Source organism: Peribacillus sp. NPDC097198 (assembly GCF_044762055.1).
Lineage (GTDB): Bacteria > Bacillota > Bacilli > Bacillales > DSM-1321 > Peribacillus.
Map to the genome: position 1 here is coordinate 182,395 of NZ_JBIWDO010000006.1, position 23,195 is coordinate 205,589.

The following is a 23,195-nucleotide window of genomic DNA, read 5'->3' on the forward strand; positions in this document are numbered from 1 at the left end:
ATAAATAACGACACGAACAAAACCAATGAACAGGTAGGAAAACCCATGCATTGGTTTTGAATCCATTTTTAACAATAAAGGAAAATGCTTTACATTTCACATGAATATTTGCCAAATCACAACAATTGGTAAAATGTAATCAAAATAAAAAATAGGGACTTCCATTGAAAGTCTCTTTATTTTTCCAACCACTTGTGAGCACAGCACTTCTTTTTACCATTTCTCAACCAAATGCGGTAAGGATCAGGGCAATGGCATTGAATGTGCCGTGGATGATCATGCCGGGAACGACTGATTTGGTTTTTTCATAAGTCCAAGCAAAGAGGAGGCCGGATATAAAAGTGACCGGCAAGACATTATAGTTTGGGATATGAACGATCATGAAGATGAAGGAACTGAGAAATAATCCAGCCTTCAAGCCGTATTTACTCCTTAGCCACCTATAAAGAAAACCCCGATATAAGATTTCTTCGTAAATAGGTGAAATGATTGCCGCCGACACGAAACCGAGAACGAAATGGATGGGGGTCAAATGAGCCTGAACACTTTCCGTTTTGCTATTTTCATAGCCTATCCCCACTATATCCATCACGATGAGAATCAGGATGCTGACCACAATCAATACAAATGACCAGCCGATGATATTCTTCCAATAGCTTCTCTGAAACTTACGTAACCCCACTTCATTCCATCTTAGGCGTTTCGGCTGTAAAGCAAGTGAATAGACGGCCAGCATAAAGATGATTGACATGATGAAACCGACCAATGTTCCGGAATACAAATCGTCATGAAATAATTCCAATAAGAAATTCGCCAATAAAAACTCGATAAAAAACGGTACCAGGACTAAAACAAGTACAAGGATGGAAACAAGTTCCCTCCAGGACCATGCTCTACTTTCGAAATATGTATGCAAGACCATTCCCCCTCTAAACGTTATCTTCAGTTTATAAGGTTACGTAACGTTACCTGCAAGCACTTATTTTACAAAAATGTCCCAATGTTAGTGCATACAGAAAAATGACCGCAAGCAAATGCTGCGGCCACCGGTCCATACTTTTAATGTTTGAATGCTAGTTGATATTGCTTTGGAAGCTCAATCTGTTTATTCAGTGTTTTAGAAGCCTCTAATGTCCAGTAAGGATGACGGAGCATGCCTCTTCCCACTGCAACCAAGTCTGCTTCTTCATTGCCAATGATCGAGTTTGCAAGAATCGGGTCTTCCAATCGACCTACGGCAATCACTGGGACGTCCAGCGCTTTTTTGATTTCTCTCGCTAATGGCGTTTGATAATTGGCATGCGTGCCCGGTCTTCCATCAGCACCAATCGGTCCTTCTCCACCGGAGCTGACATGGAACATATCCACTCCCGCTTCTTTAAAGACTTTCGAAAACTCGATGCTCTCTTCAATTCCATATCCTCCATCCACATACTCTTTAGCAGAGATGCGCATGATCAAAGGCATATCGGCAGGCATTTCACTTTTCGCCGCTTTAATGACTTCCACTCCGAACTTGGTCAGGTCTTTCCCGTATTCGTCTTCCCGCTTATTCGTAAGTGGAGAGGTGAATTGGTGGATTAAATAGCCATGTGCACCATGCAACTCAATGACGTCGAATCCAGCTTGTACCGCTCTTCTGACAGATAGACGGAACTTCTCGACCATTCCCTTCACTTCTTCCGTTTCCAAGGCTCTCGGCGTTTTATACGTTTCATCAAAGGCAATCGCCGATGGGGCAACAGGTGTCTCTGCATCTTCGGCTTTGCGTCCTGCATGGGCGATTTGGATGCCGATTTTTGCTCCATATTGACGCACTTCATCGACAATCTTAGTGAAAGCCCCAACTTGATCGTCAGACCATAGACCAAGGTCGCGATTGGAAATCCGGCCATCCGGTTCCACATCGGTCATTTCCACGATGATCAAACCTGTGCCGCCAATCGCTCTGCTTACATAATGATGTTGGTGCCAGCTTGTCGGTACGCCATCTTCAGCCATGACTGAATACTGACACATAGGTGGCATGACGACTCTATTTTTAAGATCGAGATTTTTTATAGAATAAGGGGAAAATAAATCTTTCATAGTATCTAACTCCTTCTCAAAGTATTATAATGCATGCACATGCATTTATATCATGCACAAAAAGTAGTGTCAACTAATTCAAATCGACCGATGCTCAAATCGGCTATTGTCATTGATCCATCCTATTGGTACATTTAATTTAACGAATGGTACATGTAAAATAGGTAAACAGAGGGAGGCAAAAAGATATGTCCCATGAACAATCCCTTATAAATACTTGGTTATCCTTTACACATATACATGCCGAGCTCTCCAATGACCTTGATAGAGCCTTGCAGGAAAAGCACCAAATGCCCTTGAATGAGTTTTACGTTTTATTGTACTTATCTCAGGCACCCGAAAAAAAATTGAGGCTTTTGGAATTACAGCGGCTTGTCGGGTTAAGTCAAAGTGCCATGTCCAGGCTTTCCGTCAGGATGGAAAACAAAAGTTGCGGGGTAATAAAACGGCTCGGATATGAAGATGACCGACGTGGCGTATGTGCCCTCATCACGGATAAGGGTGAGCAGCGCCTTCGCGAAATGTTGGAAACGGTTAACGAAACGCTTAACACATCATTATCCAACAGTGACATGGGTACAGCCCTTGCTTTTTTCATGAATGGTCAATCATCGAGTAAGGACGATTGAATGAAAAAAAGAGATAGACTGCAAGCTCGTCTATCTCTGCCTTTCCTTAAAAATCGAAGTTGTCAGGATCTGGTCCGACTCGATGATTCTGATTCATTTCATTCATTCGCGCCATATCTTCTTCCGTTAGTTCAAAATCAAATACCGAGGAGTTCTCCACGATTCGATGCTCTTTTGTCGACTTTGGAATCGTCACGATTCCATTTTGTAAATCCCAACGTAAGATGACCTGGGCCACGGATTTTCCATACTTGGATGCAATCTCTTGAAGGTCCTTATTATCTAATAATTCACCTTGCATTAATGGAGACCAAGCTTCCAATTGAATGCCTTCTTGTCGGCAAAATTCCAGCAATTCCCTTTGAGTTAAGCGCGGATGACATTCAACTTGATTGACCATTGGCTTCACTTCTGCCTCATTCAATAAATCCTTCAGATGGTGGATTTGGAAATTACTTACCCCGATCGCTTTTACCTTTCCTTCTTTATAAAGAGTCTCCATTGCTCTCCAAGCCTCTTTATATTTCCCTTCGACTGGCCAATGAATCAAGTAAAGATCAAGATAATCCAAACCTAGCTTCTTTAAGCTAGTCTCGTAAGCAGCGATTGTCGATTCGTAGCCTAGTTCGGAATTCCAAACTTTTGAGGTGACAAACAAGTCCTCCCTTGTAATGCCCGCTACCTCTAGACCTTCGCGGATTCCTTGCCCTACTCCCTCTTCATTCGCATAAATGGCTGCAGTATCAATGCTACGATACCCGTGTTTAATGGCTACTTTGACTGCATTCACCAACTCTGGACCTTCCTCCACTTTAAATACACCTAAACCGAACCAAGGCATCTCGACGCCATTATGTAATGTTGTTGTTGCTTGTAAACTATTGACCATAATCAGAAACCTCCAATTTTTATTATCCACTATAAGAAATGTCTACTGCTTTTGAGGCATCGTCCACCCCACCATCCATTATGATATATTTTAGTAGTAAAATACAGTAATGTACTTTAAAGGATAAGGCGTATGGTGATTTACTGTGCTTGAAAGAAAGTGTGTTGAGCGAGAAACTGAAGATTGACAAAGGAAGGAACCCTTATGTCCCGCGTAGAAAACTATATACAGCGGGGGAACATTAGGAAATGATTAATAGGAGGAAAACATGAGAGTACTATTTGAGTTAATCCGGATTCTTTTATTATTCGGTATTATCGGCGCATTGTGTTCCGTTCTGTTAGAGAATGTGTATCAGAGTTTCGGAATAGATTATAATCAGTATAGCTACTTCGGTTCTGTGGCCATACTTATATTATTGTTTGTTTTATATAGAAACAAGTTACAATTCAGTGGGTGGTACAAAGGGAAAAAAGAAAAGCTGCCAAAAAGGGTTACCCAGGTCCTTTTCTTATTCTCCATCATATTGTTATCTTTACCTCCCCTATTACAGTTTATGAGCTAATCATTGGGAACGTAATTATTTGTGAGTTGGGGTGAACGATGTGCGGAGTGTGATTAATCTATTGATTCTCTTTCTTCTTCTCGGCGGATTTTGGTATGGGTATGGAAAAGACATTCAGGAGTCGGGATTAAAGGCGGGAATCGGATCTTTTGCTACGGATGTTCGCTCCCTCTTAACCAAACCTGAAGTATCAAATGCCATTGAAAAACTGAATACCGGAGTCAACCAGTTGATCGGCAAATTGACGGATACAGTCGATCAAGCAAGAGATGAGGAACAAACCGAAACGAAAAAGGTGGATAAACCTGACTTGAAGGCCCCTGCTGAATCCTCCTTTTCGGTCCGTAATATCGAGCTTGGCGACACAAAGGAATCCGTCGAAAAGCAGGCAGGTGAGGCCAAACGCCATTCCCTGAACGAATATGGAGTAGAGTGGTTTGCCTATCATGAAAATTATCAAAATTTCTTCATGGTGGCCTACGACAGCAAGAATAGAGTCGTCGGTCTCTATACAAACCAGGATTTGATTTCATCCAAGCAAGGAATCAAACGAAGTACACCCAAAGAAACGGTGACGGAAAAATTAGGGAAACCGATAACAAAACTGCTTAAAGGAAATGTATATTACCAGATTCAAAGCAATGGAGAATATGATACGTTCAAGATGGATAACAGCTTCGTCACGATTTTTTATGATAAACACGAGGATAATACAGTCACATCGATCCAAATCATCAGTGCAGGTCTTGAACAGCAAAAAAGCACCTATTTTGCCCCCTCCAGCCCGGAGCTTAAAAAGGGCTTTGAATATCAATTATTCGACTTGACCAATGCCTCAAGGGTCAATCATGATCTTTCCGTCCTGTCATGGGATAAGCAAGTGAAATTGACAGCCCAAGATCACAGTAAAGACATGGCCGTCAACCAATACTTTAACCATACTAATCTTGATGGGGAATCTCCCTTCGATCGGATGGAAAGTGACAAAATCACTTTCCGCATGGCCGGGGAGAACCTTGCCGCTGGTCAGAACAGCAGTATCTTCGCCCACGAAGGCTTAATGAATTCCATCGGTCACAGGGAAAATAAATTACAAAAAGACTTTTCTTCACTCGGAGTGGGCGTCGCGTTTGAGGAAGATGAAAAGCCCTATTACACAGAAAACTATTTAAAAAGATAAGCCACTTTACATGCCGTAATCAGGAAAAGCCTGATCGGCTTTTTTTATTTTCTTTAATATTCTGTTAATTCTGTATTTTAACTTGACTCCTACTTTATCACTGTAAGATAATACATAAGAGTAATAACATGGAAAATAATCAGGATAGCAGCCACATCACTACATAAGAAAATGAGTAATCACACTCACGAATAAAGACCCCATTTTCGAAAAGCCTATGAATAGGGCGCCCTGACAAAAACCATCCGGAAAGTCACATAGAAGAAATTAAAAATACGAACAGCACCAAAACCCAAGAAGTCATTTTACTCTCTAACTAGCGCTGTTCTGAGTGAATAAAAAATCCAAGAGGTAGATTGGGAGGGTGATCATGGAATCCGGGAACAGATTGAAACAGGAGCAACTCGACAAAATATGGCTGGCACTTATATTGGAAGCCAAAAGAATTGGCCTAACGATAGAACAGGTCAAGAAATTCATCGAGAAGAACTCAAGTGACGAGCCTGCCCAAAAAATTCGTTAAAAAAGTGGACTTCCAGGAGTCCACTTTTTTTTCATTTTTACATCTAAATCATTCAAACGCTCATACTAATTCTTAGATAACAAAAACCAAGGACGTGAGCTTAGATGGATTTTTTCTACAGCCAAGAAACACTTACTACCCTTCAGTGGATTTTGAGAGCCATCATATCATTCTTTTTTTTACTCTTTGCGGTTAAATTGATGGGGCGCCGGGCCATTTCTCAGTTAAGGTTGATTGATTTTTTAATGGCACTGATCATTGGAAATATTCTTGCCCACCCATTATCTGATGAACAGTTAGGCTTAAAGGGACCGATGATCACGTCTGTCGTACTAGTTATTTTATATATAATCAGTGTATTTGTGAGTCTTCATTGGGGCAGACTCCGTAATTTTTTTGAAAGCCCTCCTTTGCCTCTTATAGAAAACGGACAAGTCATCCATAAAAACTTAGTCAAAGCACGAATTTCTATCGATATTATTTTATCCGAATTAAGAAAGGCAAAAATTGAAGAAATTCAAAAAGTTGCTTTGGCATTTTGGGAACCGGATGGGACTATTTCGTTCTTCTTACTTCCCCAATACCAATCAGTGACCCCTGGTGATATAAAGTTGACCACAAAGCCATTTTCTTTTCCTATAACCATTATTAAGGAGGGAAAGATTGATTTTCACGAATTAAACCGAGTGGGTAAGGATGAAGGATGGCTGAAAAGGAAAGTAACCATGTACAATGCGGACATAGCCGATATTTTATTGGCAACTATCGATACTAACGGGAACGTGAAAGTGTTCTTATACAGCTGAATTTCAACAGACAGAAGATTTTAATATAAGAAAAGGCCACCAAATTTAACTGGCGGCCTTCCCACTTTACCAAATCAAGTTATTTAAAAAACGATGCACATCTTCATAAACTTGCTCCCGCTCTTTCCCCAATGTGATGATATGCCCTGATTGCTCATACCATATCAATTGCCTATGTTGCGTATCGACATCATTGAAGATCATGGGTGCACTTTCCGTATAGTCGGAATCGTCCAACCGGCCCTGTTGAACAAGAGTCGGTGCCGTAATCAAATCTAAATTTTCACTAGTATCTTCTATGATATGCAAAACGTCTTTCAACGAGTGCATAGGCTCTTTTTCTAACCGTTTAATTTCTGCATCGATTTGGTCTGGGTCTTTGCCTTCGAATTTTTTGTAGGCCCTGGCATAACTGATCATACGATTATGTAATCGACTCACGTCTCTCCCTTTCATCGGGGCACACATCGAAACGACACCTTTCACAGGGAATTCCGTTCCCACTTTTAAAGAGAAGACCCCACCGAGGGAAATCCCGACCACGGCGATATCCTCGTACCCTTCTTCTTTAAGGAAACGGTACCCATCCACTACGTTTTTCCACCATTCCTTTGGACCTGTATGGATGAGCTCCTCAGCTGGCAATCCATGACCTTTATATAGAGGTGCGTGGCAGGTATAGCCGCGGTCATTGAGATAACGACCCAACTTCTTCATATCTGCTGTGCTTCCAGTAAATCCGTGAAGTAAGAGAACTGCTCTCTCTCCACCTTTGTATGTGAATGACTCAGGTGCAATGACTTTCATACTATCTGCTCCTTTTCCTCAAGTTGTATATATTGAAATTTCTGATAAAATCATTAACTATTTAAAGTAACCCTCTTTACCCCGATTATAGTACCTATGCCTTACTTAGGACAAGTGATGCGGTCCGAAGGACATTTTACTATGACTGGTTTTATTTAGCAATCTAAATTTTCCTTTTTTAGTTTAGCAATGATGTACCTTATATTTCGAGGTACATCATGTTAATAAAAAGGTACGTAATCATACCGTACCTTTTCCCTTCTTATTATCGATAACCTTGTTTGACTACGCAGGATAGGAATCTAATTTCCTATAAGAAAAACCCGTTTAACAACGGGTTTTGTTTACTCGCATTCTCTCGATTCTAGCTTATCAAGCTTATGCTTTCTGTAGTTGGCACAAGAAAGCTTCAAGCATTCTCCCTGGACTTGCGGACCATATTTCTCGCGAAAAGCCTCCAAGCAATAGCACTTATCTTCTTCTTTAGTATCATCCATCAAGCGCATTCCCTCCATTATTGATCCGCTTTTCAAGCCTTACATGGATTTTCCCCAATAGAATGGCCCCCATTGACTGAATGACCGTTTTGACAATGATTTGACCAACAATCGCGGCTGGTACAGAGGACCACGGCAAGATGTTCGCCCCCAGTGGACTAAGCCCAATCACCACAAATATTGCGGAATCGAAAAAGCCTCCAACTACCCCTGAGTAAAATACCCTCCAACTTAATGGTAGCTTCAATCGAGTATATATTTCCGTATCTGCCGTTTCCGCCACCACGAATGAAAGGGCGGAAGCAAATACGATTAATAATGTATCCCCTAACAAGAATGATACACTTGCTGATAAAATTAATGCCAGAATAATGCACAGATAAGTCCTTGCCCTGCCAAACTTATTTTGAACTAAATCACGGAAGATGAAGGTCCCTCCGATCAACAATGTCCCCATCGGGATGATGAACATACCAAATTGCAGTGGCATAAAAGCGGCTGTGACCACATTCGCGGTTACAATGGACAATAAATACAATAGAACTCTAAACATTCCTTACAATCTCCTTTTATAGGAAAAAACAGCACCCTAAGAAAGAGTGCTGTTCTCCTTAGTTTTTTTGAGAGGGTAGCTAGAACCTCTTCCGCCTCAAGCGGATTATCTTTTTTCCTTTTTCATCTTATCTTGGATACGGAAGTAAATCAAGGATAAAAGTACCCCCCCACACGTATCTAAAGGTAAAGAATATATAATAGAAGAGAAACGGCATTCCATAGAAAGTATGACCTCCCCACCCTTTTCCTTACACGCCCCGTTTATTTCCCCAGATATATGTATGCAGCTGGGGGAGCACCTTCACATCATTCAGTTCGTCATCGGCAATCACCCGATTAATCAACTGTTCATATTTCCCCAACAGTTCACTGACCAACTGACGGTCATCCGTCGTCACGCTGTCACCATTTCCTACCTGTAGGTAATAAGGAATGCCGGGATAGCGGGCATGTACATTCTTCGCATATTGATAATCCGCTTCATCAAATACGACAATCTTCAAAGAGATTTGATTTTCGTCCCTTCTATCGGAAAGCTTAGCTAAGATGTCATCGAGTACTTCAAAATCGGTCTCCATCCTGGAACTTGGCGGTTTTGGTGAAATCGTCAGTTCATCAATATCGAGAAACCAGTCCTGCCACCGGCTACCTTGTGTCTCCACGCCCATTCTGATGTTCTTCTCTTTCAAAAGGGTGACTAACTCCGCCATGTTTTTCAGGAGGCCGGGATTGCCCCCGGATATCGTCACGAAGGAGAAACCCTTGCCTCCCTTGTGTTTTAGCTCCTCCCATATTTCCTCGGCTGTCATCTGGACGATATCTTCCTTGCCAGTCCCATCCCAAGTGAAGGCGGAATCGCACCAAGCACAGGAATAATCGCAACCAGCGGTCCGGACGAACATCGTCTTTTGCCCGATGACCATGCCTTCCCCTTGAATGGTCGGGCCGAAGATTTCCATGACGGGCAGTCTACTCACAGTCCATCCACTCCCGTCTTGCTTCAGCATAACTCGTCGGCGTTTCATAAAGACGGACAAATTCGACCCTAGCCCCTTTATAATCCTTGTTTAGCAAGGCATCAGCCATCTTTTCATATATCCAGACGACGATATTTTCAGCTGTCGTATTCATAAGCGGCAGCGTTTCATTCAAATAGCGGTGATCCAGGTGAATGTCGATTTCATTTTTCCAGATCTCTTTGATGTCGCCAAAGTCGATCATCAACCCACGGGAATCATTATAGCCGCTTATGCCAAAAATGACCTTATACGTATGGCCATGCAGATTCTTGCATTTCCCTTCATAATCATGAAGATGATGGGCTGCATCAAACGTGAATTCCTTGCTCACGAGCACCCGTCTTTGATGATAGTTCAATTGATTACGATGAATGTCCTGTTCTATTTTTTGAAGCTTATCGACAATCTTGAACCCATACATTATAGTTTCACCTGCCGTCTAATCACATAGTCATCCAGACCCCTTTTTCGAAGCTTGCATGCCGGACACTCCCCACAGCCATCGGCTATGATTCCGTTATAACAAGTCAGCGTCTTTTCACGAACGAAATCAAAGGCACCCAGTTGATCCGCCATTTCCCATGTTTCTTCTTTATTCAGCCACATAAGCGGCGTATCTATAACAAAAGACTGATCCATCGAGAGATTCAAAGTGACATTCAACGATTTAATGAACACATCCCGGCAGTCTGGATATCCGCTAAAGTCCGTCTCACAAACACCGGTTACAATATGCTTCGCCCCAATTTGGCTTGCAAGCACTCCTGCGAATGACAAGAACAGTAAATTCCTTCCCGGTACGAATGTAGACGGTAACTCCCCTTCTTCCCCATCCGCCACAGCAATGTCACTTCTCGTCAACGCATTCGGCGCCAACTGGTTCAACAACGACATATCCAGAACATGATGCGGGATGTCCAGTTCCTTTGCAATATTCCGCGCACAATCAATTTCCAAGCTATGACGCTGATTATAATCAAACGTCACTGCCTCCACTTCCGAAAAATGCTTCATGGCCCAGAATAAACACGTCGTACTGTCTTGTCCCCCACTAAACACCACTACTGCCTTTTCTTTCTTCAACATTATGAAAAACTCCTTTTTTACGGAAAAAAGCAGCACCCTAAGAATAGAGTGCTGCTTTTCCTTAGTTTTTTTGAGAGGGTAGCTAGAACCTCTTCCGCCTAAAGCGGCTTATAATCTTTTCTCTATAATCATAACGCAATATATGGAATCATATCAATATATTCCATAAAAACAAAGAGATTCCCTGTCTTTTCAGCCCAATTTCTCCTTTCCTCTTTAAATATCGGTCCCCATTTCCGATAAACAGAAGGTAAACTAATCTACCGAAAAAGGGGCCGTACACTTGAAAAAGATTAAAACAAAGGTATTGTTAGCATTTATGCTAGTCATATCTTTATGCATCATATTAGGAGCCTATAGTATTTACAGCAGCAATAAGTCTCTTAAACATTCTAGAGATATCATCGACCATGAATTGCCTCTTCTTATTAAAGATGAACAATTACTCTATAACCTTTCGCAAAGAATGGCATTTGTTAGAGGGTATATCCTATTTGGAGATGAACAATATAAAGAGGATTTCCTAGCTTATACCGAAGAAAGCAAACACCTACAAGAAGAGCTATTAGCCTTATCCGACTCTGAGAGAACGAAAGAAATCATTGAAACAAGCATTGATTGGAGAACCATGATTGAAGAACGCGTCTTTACCCAGTATGAGCAAGGAGATGAAAAACAGGCGAAAGAAATATTGCTAAATGAAGTAGCGCCCATAAGCACGGAAATAATGGATGGCTTCAAAGAGCTCGCTTCCGAGCGCGAAAAACTGATCGTCGCTTCCGGAGAGACCGTCATCAGCAGTGGAAAATCCGTTAAAACGACGAGTATCATTTTATCCATCATTACAGTCATAGCAGGAATTGGCCTTGCCCTTGTGACAGCCAACCTCATTACCAAACCGATCCTAAGGATCCGAGACAGGATGAAGCTAGTGGAAAAAGGTGAACTGAACCATGAACCACTTAAGCAGACATCAAACGATGAACTCGGGGAATTGACGTTTTCTACAAACGAGATGCAGAGAAACCTTCGCGATATCATCGAAAACATGCTGAATGTATCCGAATCCGTTACAAGCAAAAGCGAAGAGCTGACCCAATCGGCAAATGAAGTGCAACAAGGAAGCAGTCAAATTGCAACCACTATGTACGAGCTGTCAGAAGGCTCTGAGTCACAAGCCAACCAAGCAACGGAAATCGTCCGTATGGTGGAAGAATTCTCAGGAAAGATCCAAAAGGCACACAGTGAAGGAGAAGAAATTTCCCAAACCTCCACAGAGATTCTATCCCTAACTAAGGAAGGGACAGTCTTGATGAACAAATCCGTGCAGCAAATGCAAACGATTGATAGGATTGTGAAACAGGCAGTCGATGAGGTAAAAGGCCTTGATTCACAATCCCAGGAAATTTCAAAGCTCGTTCAGGTCATACAGGACATTTCCAATCAAACCAACTTACTCGCTTTAAACGCAGCCATCGAGGCGGCACGCGCCGGCGAACATGGAAAAGGATTTGCCATCGTCGCCGAAGAAGTTCGGAAACTCGCGGAACAAGTTACAGATTCTGTGGGTGACATTACTGGAATTGTTACAGCCATTCAAACAGGTTCAAAAACCGTCGTTCACTCCTTGGAAGATGGATATACACAAGTAGATGAAGGCACCCAACAAATTACCATTACCGGCCAAACCTTTGAAACCATCAATCATTCAGTGGGAGCCATGAGCACAAAATTACAACACATAACCAATGACTTACACTATATCTCTACCAATAGCATAAAAATCAACCAGGCTGTCGAAGACATTGCAGCCGTTTCCGAAGAGTCAGCAGCAGGCATTGAACAAGTGTCCGCCTCCGCACAGCAATCCAGCTCTTCAATGGATGAAATCACCAATCATGCCAGTGAACTTGCATCATCGGCTGAACAGTTAACAGATCAGGTTAAAAGATTTCAATTATGATGAAAGCCGCTTCCCACGCCTACCTTGTGGGAAGCTTTTCCTTGCATTTAGCTATTCCTATGAAGTTAATAACAAATATATCCTCTTCATTAAAATTGTTTCAATATAGTGAATACAGGGAATAAACTAATAACAACACAAAACACACTATAATAAAAAATTCACCATGAATCTTATACAGAGAGAAATAATTCAACTTACACTATTATTTTCTGAATATTCAATGTATAATTAATATTACTCCAGTAATATTTACATCAGTAAATAGTAGAATAACTACTTCCTCTCTAGAAGTGTCAGCACACTTTTAAAAAGCATTTGAACCAACTCTTAATTACTCTCATTTGAAACCCGATCAACAGGAGACTCTCTAAACAGACGAGATGGTCTTACATCAATATCGTATTCCAAATCCAGAGAACTAAGTCTATATAATCACCTTTACTATTTTTTATTTCCTATTTTATAATAAGTGGTTAATTTCCACCTAAAGTATGTTACTATTAACCTAATACTTTTTAACCAAACAAGGAGGAATTCATATGAAACGATTTTTCAAATTCATAGCAAAGTTAAACGAAGGGAAAGCCCAAGACGAATTCTTTCGCAACGAATACGAAAATTACTTGAAGATGAATTCTGCCGATAAAGGAAACAGAAGATTAGCCCCTATGCTTTATGTTATAGATGGCGGTAAAAAGGACTCACATCCTGAGCTTTTAAATAGAATAAAATCTAGCTAAAGATAGCATCATCTTAAAATTGATTCGAGACTATCAATCTTCAAAAAATACTCTCATCTATAAATAACATTTCATTTAATCCCTTATTATAAATGAATGTAAAAATACTCCAAAAACTCAGAATTTATTCTGGGTTTTTTTTAGTTCTACTATTAACACTATATTAATAGAAGAAACTAGTCTTTTTTTTAAAAACCCTCGTTTCCAAAACTTTTAAGGGAAGGATTTTGACAATTTATTGATGTCACCTCATAGCCCCTCGGGTATTTCATATTAAAAAAACCCAAAAAATATGGGGGGTGATTTTACTCATCTTTATCCAAATCCAAAAAAGTAGCACTAAATGAGTCATTAGAATCAAAATACAGGAATAAAGAAAAAACAAACTAGTAGATTAGAAAATAAATGCACAAATAGGTATAAACAATTATAAAACAGGAAGGATCGTCTACATTAAACTCCTACAGTAGATACTAGGAATTGGGTTTTTATCCTTATAAAAAGAATTCATTATCCTATAAAAATTATTTTTTATTCTCCATCTCATAATAGAATCATCATGAAATGGGGAATCCATAGAGTATTTGTCCTTACATGAATATTATAGCCATTAGTTACTATTACACTCATTTATAGTTTAATTTGGAAATTATCAAAATAAGCTATCTTGCTATAGAAAAACGACCCTTGCTTAATAAGTTTAAAATCATGTAGTGTGTATTCAGTAAATCAAATATATAAAAAAAGAGAGGTTAAAAAATGGCACCGATATTTATTTGTGCATTATTTTTGCTTGGCTATGGCATAGTCGAACAAAAACGCCATCAAAAGCGTCTCGACTCCATTCCCGTACGTGTCAACGTAAATGGGATCCGAGGGAAATCCACTGTAACACGTCTGATTACAGGTGTGATCAAGGAAGCGGAGTACAAGACAATAGGAAAAACAACCGGAACTTCCGCAAGAATGATTTATTGGTTTACGGACAAAGAAAAACCGATCATACGTCGTCCAGAAGGACCGAATATCGGGGAACAACGTCGCGTAGTTAAAGAAGTAGCTGACTTAGGAACTGAAGCATTAGTTTGTGAGTGCATGGCCGTGCAGCCTGACTATCAACTAATCTTCCAAAATAAAATGATTCAGGCAAATATTGGGGTTATCGTAAATGTTCTTGAAGATCACATGGATGTCATGGGACCAACATTGGATCAAGTTGCAGAAGCATTCACTGCAACCATACCCTACAATGGGCATTTAATAACCATCGAGGGCGAACATTTAGAATATTACAAAGAAATTGCCAAACAACGTAATACGAAGGTAATCGTAGCCGATAACTCAAGGATCTCAGAAGAATTTCTACGTGAATTCGACTATATGGTATTCCCTGATAACGCCTCCCTTGCCTTGGCTGTTGCAGAAGCATTGGGTATCGATGAGAAAACGGCATTCCGTGGCATGTTAAATGCACATCCAGATCCAGGGGCCATGCGTATCACTAAATTTGGAGATGCTAGGCAACCGACTTTCTTCGTTAATGGATTTGCCGCCAATGATGCGTCATCTACATTGAATATTTGGGACAGGGTAAGTACCTTCGGATACAGCACGGAAGCCCCTATCGTAATCATGAACTGCCGTCCTGACCGTGTGGACCGTACAGAGCAATTTGCAAGAGATGTATTGCCTTACATAAAGTCCGAAATCGTCATTGCCATCGGTGAAACTACTTCACCAATAACGAAAGCATTTGAGCAAGGAAAATTGGATACAGTAGAGTATTGGGATTTAGAAGAATGGTCAACGGAAGAAATCGTTGCCAAACTGCGCCCAGTCATGAAAAACCGAATCGTTTATGGGGTCGGTAACATTCACGGAGCAGCAGAACCCTTAATTGACGCAATCATGAAAACTAAAACGAAGCAAAAAGCGAGTTAAGTAGGAGGAACCTTAATGTTTGGATCGGATTTATACGTAGCCCTAGTACTAGGGGTAACACTGAGCCTTATTTTTTCAGAAAAAACGGGTGTTGTGCCCGCCGGACTTATCGTGCCAGGTTATTTGGCATTAGTTTTTGATCAATGGCAAGTCATGCTGGTAATTATTATAGTAAGTATCTTAACTTATTTCATTGTCGCTCACGGTCTTTCAAGATGGGTAATCTTATATGGAAGAAGAAAGTTTGCCGCAATGATGATAACGGGGATTTGTCTAAAACTCGTATTGGATTTCGTCTACCCCGTCATGCCTTTTGAAATCTATGAATTCCGTGGTATTGGTATAATCGTCCCTGGCTTGATCGCTAATGCCATTCAAAGACAAGGAATGCCATTAACACTCGGCAGCACGCTTTTATTATCCGGAGTAACTTTCGGTCTAATGAACGTGTATTACCTATTCTGAGGTGGATAAAATGAAACGTACTTTAAACGCAAAAGAAAAAACACTTATCTTTACAAAGCGGACGAAGAAAAAGAATCTCAAATACACTGCAATCGTTCTACCGATATTGATCATCGTCTTAGTCGTAACATCTTGGTTGGGACGCACGAAAGACGTGGAAGTTGTTGCATCCAAACCAAACGATACCCTTACAATGTCAATGGTCGGAGATATCATGATGGGCCGTTATGTCGAGGAAGTGACAGACAGCCATGGTTTTGATTACCTCTTCCGTTACATGAAGCCCTATTTTAACGCTTCGGATTATGTAAGTGGAAACTATGAACATCCTGCTCTAGCAAAAGATGTATCGAAATATGAAGAAGCTGATACAGCCATTCGTCTAAATTCGTATGCAGATGGCGTGGAAGCTGTTAAAAATGCTGGATTTTCTGTCATGACTCTTGCGAATAACCATATGATGGACTTTGAAGAACAAGGATTGCTCGACACAATCGATGAATTCGAGAATGCCAAAATGGATTATGTTGGTGTAGGTCGGAATATTACAGAAGCGAAAGAAAACATCAATTACCAAGATGTTAAAGGCGTACGTATCGCTACTCTTGGCTTTACCGATGTATATGGTAAAAATGCGGTAGCCAAAAATACTCAAGCTGGGTTATTGAATTCCAATCCTGACTTATTATTTGAAATGATCGGTGACGCCAAGGATGCGAAAAAAGGAAACGCAGACTTAGTTGTCGTCAATATGCACTGGGGCCAAGAATATGCTACTTCTGCGACAGGTCGTCAAACAGAATTAGCGAAAGCGGTGATCGATGCTGGTGCAGATATCATCATTGGCCATCACCCCCATGTCGTCCAATCATTCGATGTGTATAAAGATGGACTTATCTTTTACAGCTTAGGAAACTTTGTATTCGACCAAGGCTGGACACGTACAAAAGATTCTGCGATGGTACAATACCATTTAACTGATGACGGACAAGCAACCGTTGATGTGGTTCCCTTGCAAATCAAGGAAGCTACACCAAGACCCGCTACATCTTCTAGCGATGTATCGCGAGTTTTCCGTTGGTTGACGAAAGAAACAAGTGACAACGTGCAATGGTCTAAAAAAGATAATAAGATAGAGATTAAATTGGATCATACACGTGTAATAGACCATAAAGAACAGCGTGAACAAGAGGAAAAAGCAGCCCAAGAAAAGAAAGCTGCTAAAGAAAAGAAAGTAACCCAAGAAGAGACAACTACTGAAGAATAGAAACATGAAGCACCATCATACAACTAGATAATACGTGAATAAGAGTCTACTAGCAGGTATGCTAGAAGACACACATCTTAGAAGATCACACCGAAAAGAGGCGATCAATCAGTGTTTTATCCTTTCACACGGAAAGTACTCCTTTCCCTTTGTTTGCTCATTTTTATAGCAGGATGTTCAAAAACTGACCCTCTTTCTGACACGCATGATACCAATGAATCTTTAAATGATAAATCATATGGAGTTAGCTCTTCCAACCCTATCGCCGTAGAAGTGGGGATGAATATATTAGATAACGGTGGAACAGCGGCCGATGCGTCGATTGCCGTTTCTTATGCATTGGGTGTAACTGAACCCTTTGGATCTGGAATTGGCGGCGGCGGCGGAATGCTGATTGTATCCGAATCTGAGAAACCTAATTTTATTGATTATCGTGAAACGGCTCCTGAACGTTCAAAGTTAAAACATAATACCGGTGTCCCTGGCTTTGTAGCCGGGATGCAAGCTGTCCATGATAAATACGGAACCATTCCGATGGAAGACCTTCTTCAGCCGGCCATCGACCTGGCTGAAGAAGGATTTGAAGTCGATAAAATGTTGGCCTCCCGCCTAAAGGCAGCCAAAGCAAGAATTTATTCAGAGAAAACTCTCTTGTTTTATCCTGATGACGATTCGATTGAACCAGGAAAGGTTTTGAAACAAGAAGATCTTGCCGACACATTGAAACTGATTCAGCGAAAAGGGCCCGATGGGTTTTATAAAGGGAACATCGCACGGAATATCAAAAAAAGAACAGATGTAGACTTAATGGACTTAAAGCATTATGAAGTAAAAGAACGAGAGCCAGTCCAAGGCAAATTCGCCGGATATGATGTTTGGACCGCTCCCCCTCCCTTTTCAGGGATAACCGTCCTTGAAATGTTAAATCTCGCTGAAGAAGTCGACTTAAGCAATGCTTCAAATAAGGCAGATTATATGGAGTTACTGGGAGCCATTACCAACGCCTCCTATAAAGATCGAATTAACTATACCGGGGACGGAATCAGCGCAGACAAAGCTGAACAATTAGTATCTCCCCTTCATTTGGACAACCTGAAAAAAGAGATAAATAAAGGTGATTGGTCAAATGTAGAGTTCCAGTCTGAAGAACATGAAAGCACGACTCATTTCGTCGTCATGGATAAGTATGGCACAGTCGTTTCTACGACCAATACACTCAGTAACTTTTTTGGTTCCGGTGCCTATACGAACGGCTTTTTCTTGAATGACCAATTGAAAAACTTCCGCACTGGCCTGAATAAAATCGATGAGCATAAACGCTCAAGGACCTTTACCGCTCCTACCATTCTTAAAAAACAAGGGGAAAAGACAATCGGAATCGGTTCGCCTGGTGGTGATAGGATACCGCAAGTGCTCATGCAGGTCCTGTATTCCTATACAGAAGGTGAGGATACGTTCCAGAATATCATAGATCGCAATCGATTCGTATTTGATGGTAATACCATCTATACAGAATACCGCCCTTCGCCTGAAACAGCCTCTGCATTAGAAAGAGCCGGTTACAATGTCGTACAAAAAGTCGCCCCTGTGTTCTATGGTGGCGTACAGGTACTCGTTAGAAATGAAAAGAACGGTAGGTTATCAGGAGCAGCCGATCCTCGGAGAAATGGCAGTTGGCAAGCACAGCAATAAAGAAAACGCCTATACATCTTGAAAACATCTAAATTTTTATAGATCTATAAGGGGACGAGAAAATGAAGATATTAAAAAAAGTAGTAAGCTGGGTTATCCCTGTTGTTCTGATAGCAGTCCTGCTTGTAACAATGAATACGTTCAAACGGTCTGAAACACTGACTCCCGATGAACAAAAGAAAATAGAACAGTATACAAATATCCAAGAGTAAAAAAACAGGTTGAACCTCATGAGGGTTCAACCTGTTTTTCAATGGTTATACAATACAAGGAGATTACAGGACGAGGAGGCAAATAGGATGGAGAATGGATACTCAAGTTTTGCGGAACTGCAGCAGAATGAAAAAGAAAACACCGATTATAGCATTACGGCTTTTCATCGTAATCCAGAAATAGCAATTTTTGCGATCCATGGCGGCAATATCGAACCGGGAACTAGTGAAGTAGCCTTTGCCCTTGGAGAAAGACTCCATTCAAGTACGTATCTATTTGAAGGACATAAACGAAGGGATAACAGCAAACTGCACATCACCTCCACCTCCTTCGATGAGCCAACCGCCATACTGATGGCAAATAACGCAAAAACAATCCTCTCTTTACATGGTTATCGCGATTCCAATGAAGCGTTAATCTATATGGGTGGCAGGAACGAGACCTATAAACATGTGATACAAGTAGCCTTAAAGGAAGCTGGATTTCAAACAGCTGAAGCACCGAAGCATTTGTTGGGGATGAATAAAAACAATATTACCAACCGTTGCAAAACCGGCGCTGGCGTACAAATGGAAATATCCAGGACTTTACGAAAACATTTTTTCCTAGACAGTGACCTTAAGAGGACAAACAGGCATAACCAGACCGAAGTGTTGAATCAATTCATTAGCGCTTTAGAGAAAGCCACCATTCACTACATGCTCAATCTGAATAAAAAGCAATTCTAGTGCAACGATTGGAATGGCTTGATCACTTATCAGGAGCTTGTCCTGCATCTTCCACACTTATGATTAAAACAATCTTTCAACCCTCAGAGAAGCCTTCTTGGGGGTCTAAAAGATTGTTTCAAGTCCCCTCCCTCCACTACTTCTTTTTCGATAAAATATGATACCCACATCCTTTGAGTATTCTGTGACTTCTACACAAAAGAAACTTATCGCACAAGCCTCATTTAAAGGTCATTCAACTCTGAAAAACTTCATTGAAAAAGAGGATATAAAAAAGAAGATAGATAGGGCCAGTTTCAAGCCCCCTCTATCCTGTCTCTTGCATTTAATTCATGATAAGTTGTACTTGGCCATAGCTTTCGAACTTCTGGGCAAAATACCCGGAAGAAAGGTCAGATATATGGACACCGGCTTTCTCGGTTGTATGGATAAAACGCCCATTCCCAAGATAGATCCCTACATGGGTTACACCTTGTCTTGTACCTGTATCCCTAAAGAAGACTAAATCGCCCGCTTTTGGTTCTGATATAGCCGGCAACCACTCATAATAGTCAGCAGCAGAGCTACGTTTTATGGAAATCCCCTGCTCCTTCATGGCCCAGTAAATGAATCCACTGCAATCCATTCCCGTTAGCGGATCAGCCCCACTGAAAACATACGTGAACCCTCGTAAAGTATAAGCATATCTGATTACATCGTATGCATTGTCATATGCTGTTTCTTGTCCTTCATAGAACGGGAATAGAAGATCACTGTATATTTGAAGGTATTGACCTTCCATCACTTCATTAGTCGGTAAAGCATTACGTTTTTTGATGGAGTTCATGTGAATGCTGTAATTGTTTGAAATGCTACTTAGCGTTTCACCCGGTTGTACGATATGTTCCCCTTTAGGTGTATACGTTTTATAGATAACTTGATATTTAGCAAAGTACTTTTCCGTACTATTTCTTATTTGAACGGTTTCTGCACCATATCCAGAATTGACGAATTTGTCTTTTCCTAGATAAATCCCTGCCGTCACCACTTTTGATGTGTCTTTTTCAAGGAAAAAGATGATGTCTCCCGCCTTAGGAACAGCCGTTTCCATCCCAAGTTTATAAAATCCGTCTACGGTTAAACGATCCACAGCCACATTCTGCTGAGAAAGGGCCCAATGAACCAATCCACTCGAATCAAAGCCTTTAGAAGGGGTCTCTTCTCCTGCTGTTTTTTTGAATCCAACAAATGTTTTTGCATAGTTGGCAATTCGTTTCCCTCTCTCCGCCCACTGATAGATGGAAGGAGTATAGGCTGTCTGTATGATTTTAAGTTTTTGTCCTACATATAACTGGGTATCCGGTAAACCATTGATATTCATCAATTGTTCTGGCGTTATATTATAAATCGATGCAATGGATTCTACCGTTTCTTGCGAGGAAACTGTATGAATCCGATCTGCTGCATCAACTTTTGTACCAGGTGTAAAGGTCACTCCAACCATGACTAGTAATAAAAGCAGCATGCTGACTAATAATTTCCTTCTCATTTTGAACCCTTCCTTTTTGGCTGGAAATACATTCATAGAGCAGTTCCAGATTATTGGCAATCATAAATTCCAGTTACTATAATGAGTCTTTTTACTTACCATCTCCCATAATATCGGTGATACTTCTATATCCTTTAGACTATATATGACAAAAAAATTGTAAATATTAATCCTTTTTTAACAAAAATGACACATTTTAATAGTATATTATACTTATATATTTATTTTTCGAACTCTTTAAGGACTTAGTGCCTAGTCAATATGTTCCATCAAGCCAGAAAGTTCTTCTAATATAAAGGTAGAAAAACAAAAAAAGGAGAGGCCAGCTGGGCTTCTCCTTTTCACGGTACATGCACCGTTTGAATTTGCGAGAGATTTACATATATACGTTCTCCTTTGGCCGTAGCCAATTCAACCAAGCTATCTTCCGTCTTCTTGAGTACCCCCATTTTCATAGGGTCCTCCCCTCCATCCAAAACAACGAGCTTTCCTTCGATCGTTTTCAGCTGTTCTTCCAAGGATCGATAGAGCGGTAATGAGGTTGGGTTTATAGGGAATTGTTCATGAGTGAGCGAGTATGGTCTTTCCCCTTGCGTATAGGGGGTTAGCCATTTAAGATGATGGAGGAAAAGGGATTTCATTAGTAAAAGACCAAATGAACCCAATAAAATAGTAAAAGCAATGTCACCACTGTAGCCAACGGGATGACTCGTACGGTAACATTCACATACTCTTTCCATGTGATTTTCACTTTATTTTGTTTCAGGATATGCATCCAGATCAAGGAGGCAAGTGTACCGATGGGCAATAACAAGGACCCCATATCACTTCCTATTATATTGGCAAGATAAATGGTTTTTAATGTGATGGGATCTAACCCCATTTCCGTCAACGTAATGGTCCCGATCATCAGGGCTGGATGATTATTGAAAATGTTCGATAGGACCGAAACAAGCCCTCCCATCACCAAACTCGCACTTAATAATCCTTTGTTGACAATCGGTTCACAGATTTGAACAAGGATGGCTGTAAGCCCTGCATTCTGAAGACCAAAAATGATGATATACATAGAGAACGCAAAGATAAGAATATGCCATGGAGTCTTCTTCAAAATATCTACGGGACTCGTACGTAGATGATACCATCTCCAAATAAGCAATGATAATGAACCCATTACCGCAACCCACTCTATAGGTATCGATAGATAAGAAGCCACGAATAATAAACAGCGGACAATGAAGACATAGGTCAGTATCTTGAACATGAACTTTGTACGTTGCCTCTTTGTTTCCACCGTCGTATTCTCTTTTAACGGATGAAAATTTTTAGTGAAAAATCGTTCCTCAATGTCATAGGAATGGGAGGGCAATTTTTTAGGCAAATCTTTCTTGATGACCATGAACATTAACCATGACATGAATAACAGCCCCAATGTTGCAGGTACGAACATCATGGCTGTATGCATATAAAGCGTCATATCGACGATTTTCAAGGCAATCAAATTGACGATGTTACTAACTCCAATGGGTGCGCTGGATGCAGTGGCTATCAAGGCCCCACTCAAGAGATATGAAATGGTTTCGTGTTTCTTCATTCGAAGGTTTTTTAAAAGTAATATGAGGATGGGTGTCGTGATCATGATGCTCCCATCGTTATTAAATAAAAGCGTCATTAAAAAACATAATAATTGAATGTACCAATACAAACGATATCCGGAGCCTTTTGCAAGGGTTACAAGTCTCGCAGCAGCCCAATGAAAGAATCCGAAACTCTCGAGTATGACTGCCATGACAAGCGTTGCCATGATGGTGATGGAGGCACCCCCGATTTTACCGATGATATCCATTACATCCCCACGTGATACTATGCCAGTAAGCAATATGATTGCCGCGCCAAATGAAGCTGGCCAAGCTTCGTTTAGCCCTCGTGGTCTCCATAGTATGACAACCATTGTCATGACGAAGACAAAAATGGTCACCCCGATTTCAAAATGCATGATGTTCTCCCCTTT

The 23,195-nt window shown here is 40.8% G+C and carries 24 protein-coding genes and 2 riboswitches; of the genes, 13 read left to right on the forward strand and 11 right to left on the reverse strand.

What is annotated here, in order from left to right:
• Positions 1-223: 223 nt before the first annotated feature.
• The gene (locus ACIQXQ_RS12770) at positions 224-922 is read right to left on the reverse strand and encodes a CPBP family intramembrane glutamic endopeptidase (protein WP_402957851.1); all 699 of its coding nucleotides are present in this window, start codon (positions 920-922) and stop codon (positions 224-226) included.
• A gap of 137 nt (positions 923-1,059) precedes the next feature.
• Positions 1,060-2,088, reverse strand: coding sequence for an NADH:flavin oxidoreductase/NADH oxidase (locus ACIQXQ_RS12775; protein ID WP_402957853.1), 1,029 nt, complete (start codon positions 2,086-2,088; stop codon positions 1,060-1,062).
• Between the two features lie 188 nt (positions 2,089-2,276).
• Between ACIQXQ_RS12775 and ACIQXQ_RS12780 the strand changes: the two genes are divergently transcribed.
• Entirely contained in the window at positions 2,277-2,717 is a 441-nt protein-coding gene (locus tag ACIQXQ_RS12780; protein WP_402874668.1) for a MarR family winged helix-turn-helix transcriptional regulator, read from the forward strand.
• A 46-nt stretch (positions 2,718-2,763) separates the two neighbouring features.
• Here the strand turns inward: ACIQXQ_RS12780 and ACIQXQ_RS12785 are convergent, their stop codons facing one another.
• Complete coding sequence (locus ACIQXQ_RS12785; protein ID WP_402957855.1) at positions 2,764-3,606, reverse strand: aldo/keto reductase; 843 nt, start codon at positions 3,604-3,606, stop codon at positions 2,764-2,766.
• A gap of 268 nt (positions 3,607-3,874) precedes the next feature.
• Here ACIQXQ_RS12785 and ACIQXQ_RS12790 point away from each other — a divergent pair, with 268 nt between their 5' ends.
• From ACIQXQ_RS12790 to ACIQXQ_RS12805, 4 genes are all read left to right on the forward strand, one after another.
• Positions 3,875-4,171, forward strand: a complete 297-nt coding sequence (locus tag ACIQXQ_RS12790) for a hypothetical protein (protein ID WP_402874664.1) — start codon at positions 3,875-3,877, stop codon at positions 4,169-4,171.
• 40 nt (positions 4,172-4,211) lie between these two features.
• Entirely contained in the window at positions 4,212-5,351 is a 1,140-nt protein-coding gene (locus tag ACIQXQ_RS12795) for a CAP domain-containing protein (RefSeq protein WP_402874662.1), read from the forward strand.
• Positions 5,352-5,721: 370 nt separating this feature from the next.
• Entirely contained in the window at positions 5,722-5,874 is a 153-nt protein-coding gene (locus ACIQXQ_RS12800; protein ID WP_402874659.1) for an anti-repressor SinI family protein, read from the forward strand.
• Between the two features lie 104 nt (positions 5,875-5,978).
• Positions 5,979-6,680: a DUF421 domain-containing protein gene (locus ACIQXQ_RS12805; RefSeq protein ID WP_402874656.1), complete on the forward strand. Its 702-nt coding sequence runs from the start codon at positions 5,979-5,981 to the stop codon at positions 6,678-6,680.
• A 66-nt stretch (positions 6,681-6,746) separates the two neighbouring features.
• Here the strand turns inward: ACIQXQ_RS12805 and ACIQXQ_RS12810 are convergent, their stop codons facing one another.
• The 6 genes from ACIQXQ_RS12810 to queC form a co-directional block, all read right to left on the reverse strand.
• Positions 6,747-7,487 carry an alpha/beta hydrolase gene (locus ACIQXQ_RS12810; RefSeq protein WP_402957857.1) on the reverse strand — a complete coding sequence of 247 codons (741 nt, stop codon included), beginning with the start codon at positions 7,485-7,487 and terminating at the stop codon, positions 6,747-6,749.
• A 344-nt stretch (positions 7,488-7,831) separates the two neighbouring features.
• Complete coding sequence (locus ACIQXQ_RS12815; RefSeq protein ID WP_402957860.1) at positions 7,832-7,987, reverse strand: hypothetical protein; 156 nt, start codon at positions 7,985-7,987, stop codon at positions 7,832-7,834.
• Positions 7,977-8,537, reverse strand: a complete 561-nt coding sequence (locus ACIQXQ_RS12820) for a VUT family protein (RefSeq protein ID WP_402957862.1) — start codon at positions 8,535-8,537, stop codon at positions 7,977-7,979. The genes ACIQXQ_RS12815 and ACIQXQ_RS12820 overlap by 11 nt, the downstream gene beginning before the upstream one ends.
• A 52-nt stretch (positions 8,538-8,589) precedes the next feature.
• Positions 8,590-8,632, reverse strand: a riboswitch (PreQ1 riboswitch).
• A gap of 155 nt (positions 8,633-8,787) precedes the next feature.
• Entirely contained in the window at positions 8,788-9,516 is a 729-nt protein-coding gene (gene queE, locus ACIQXQ_RS12825) for a 7-carboxy-7-deazaguanine synthase QueE (RefSeq protein ID WP_402957864.1), read from the reverse strand.
• On the reverse strand, positions 9,509-9,979 hold the full coding sequence (gene queD, locus ACIQXQ_RS12830) for a 6-carboxytetrahydropterin synthase QueD (protein ID WP_402957866.1): 471 nt from the start codon (positions 9,977-9,979) through the stop codon (positions 9,509-9,511). The genes queE and queD overlap by 8 nt, the downstream gene beginning before the upstream one ends.
• Complete coding sequence (gene queC / locus ACIQXQ_RS12835) at positions 9,979-10,641, reverse strand: 7-cyano-7-deazaguanine synthase QueC (RefSeq protein ID WP_402873943.1); 663 nt, start codon at positions 10,639-10,641, stop codon at positions 9,979-9,981. Before queC ends, queD begins: the two co-directional genes overlap by 1 nt.
• Before the next feature lie 58 nt (positions 10,642-10,699).
• Positions 10,700-10,742, reverse strand: a riboswitch (PreQ1 riboswitch).
• A gap of 185 nt (positions 10,743-10,927) precedes the next feature.
• Here queC and ACIQXQ_RS12840 point away from each other — a divergent pair.
• The 8 genes from ACIQXQ_RS12840 (at position 10,928) to ACIQXQ_RS12875 (ending at position 19,656) form a co-directional block, all read left to right on the forward strand.
• Positions 10,928-12,607, forward strand: a complete 1,680-nt coding sequence (locus ACIQXQ_RS12840; protein ID WP_402957868.1) for a methyl-accepting chemotaxis protein — start codon at positions 10,928-10,930, stop codon at positions 12,605-12,607.
• Between the two features lie 542 nt (positions 12,608-13,149).
• Positions 13,150-13,350 carry a hypothetical protein gene (locus tag ACIQXQ_RS12845; protein WP_402957870.1) on the forward strand — a complete coding sequence of 67 codons (201 nt, stop codon included), beginning with the start codon at positions 13,150-13,152 and terminating at the stop codon, positions 13,348-13,350.
• A gap of 759 nt (positions 13,351-14,109) precedes the next feature.
• A complete protein-coding gene (gene pgsB, locus ACIQXQ_RS12850; RefSeq protein WP_402873896.1) occupies positions 14,110-15,291 on the forward strand; it encodes a poly-gamma-glutamate synthase PgsB in 1,182 nt (393 codons plus the stop codon).
• 15 nt (positions 15,292-15,306) lie between these two features.
• Positions 15,307-15,756, forward strand: coding sequence for a poly-gamma-glutamate biosynthesis protein PgsC (pgsC, locus tag ACIQXQ_RS12855; protein ID WP_402957872.1), 450 nt, complete (start codon positions 15,307-15,309; stop codon positions 15,754-15,756).
• A 10-nt stretch (positions 15,757-15,766) separates the two neighbouring features.
• Complete coding sequence (locus ACIQXQ_RS12860; protein WP_402957874.1) at positions 15,767-17,023, forward strand: CapA family protein; 1,257 nt, start codon at positions 15,767-15,769, stop codon at positions 17,021-17,023.
• Positions 17,024-17,134: 111 nt separating this feature from the next.
• Positions 17,135-18,715, forward strand: a complete 1,581-nt coding sequence (locus ACIQXQ_RS12865; protein ID WP_402957876.1) for a gamma-glutamyltransferase family protein — start codon at positions 17,135-17,137, stop codon at positions 18,713-18,715.
• A gap of 62 nt (positions 18,716-18,777) precedes the next feature.
• Positions 18,778-18,927: a CapE family protein gene (locus ACIQXQ_RS12870; RefSeq protein ID WP_402957878.1), complete on the forward strand. Its 150-nt coding sequence runs from the start codon at positions 18,778-18,780 to the stop codon at positions 18,925-18,927.
• A gap of 87 nt (positions 18,928-19,014) precedes the next feature.
• Entirely contained in the window at positions 19,015-19,656 is a 642-nt protein-coding gene (locus tag ACIQXQ_RS12875) for a poly-gamma-glutamate hydrolase family protein (protein ID WP_402957880.1), read from the forward strand.
• 325 nt (positions 19,657-19,981) lie between these two features.
• On the opposite strand, the gene ACIQXQ_RS12880 is transcribed toward ACIQXQ_RS12875, so the two are convergent.
• Positions 19,982-21,184, reverse strand: a complete 1,203-nt coding sequence (locus ACIQXQ_RS12880) for a C40 family peptidase (protein ID WP_402957882.1) — start codon at positions 21,182-21,184, stop codon at positions 19,982-19,984.
• Positions 21,185-21,824: 640 nt separating this feature from the next.
• Positions 21,825-23,180, reverse strand: coding sequence for an arsenic transporter (locus tag ACIQXQ_RS12885; RefSeq protein WP_402957884.1), 1,356 nt, complete (start codon positions 23,178-23,180; stop codon positions 21,825-21,827).
• Between the last annotated feature and the right edge of the window lie 15 nt (positions 23,181-23,195).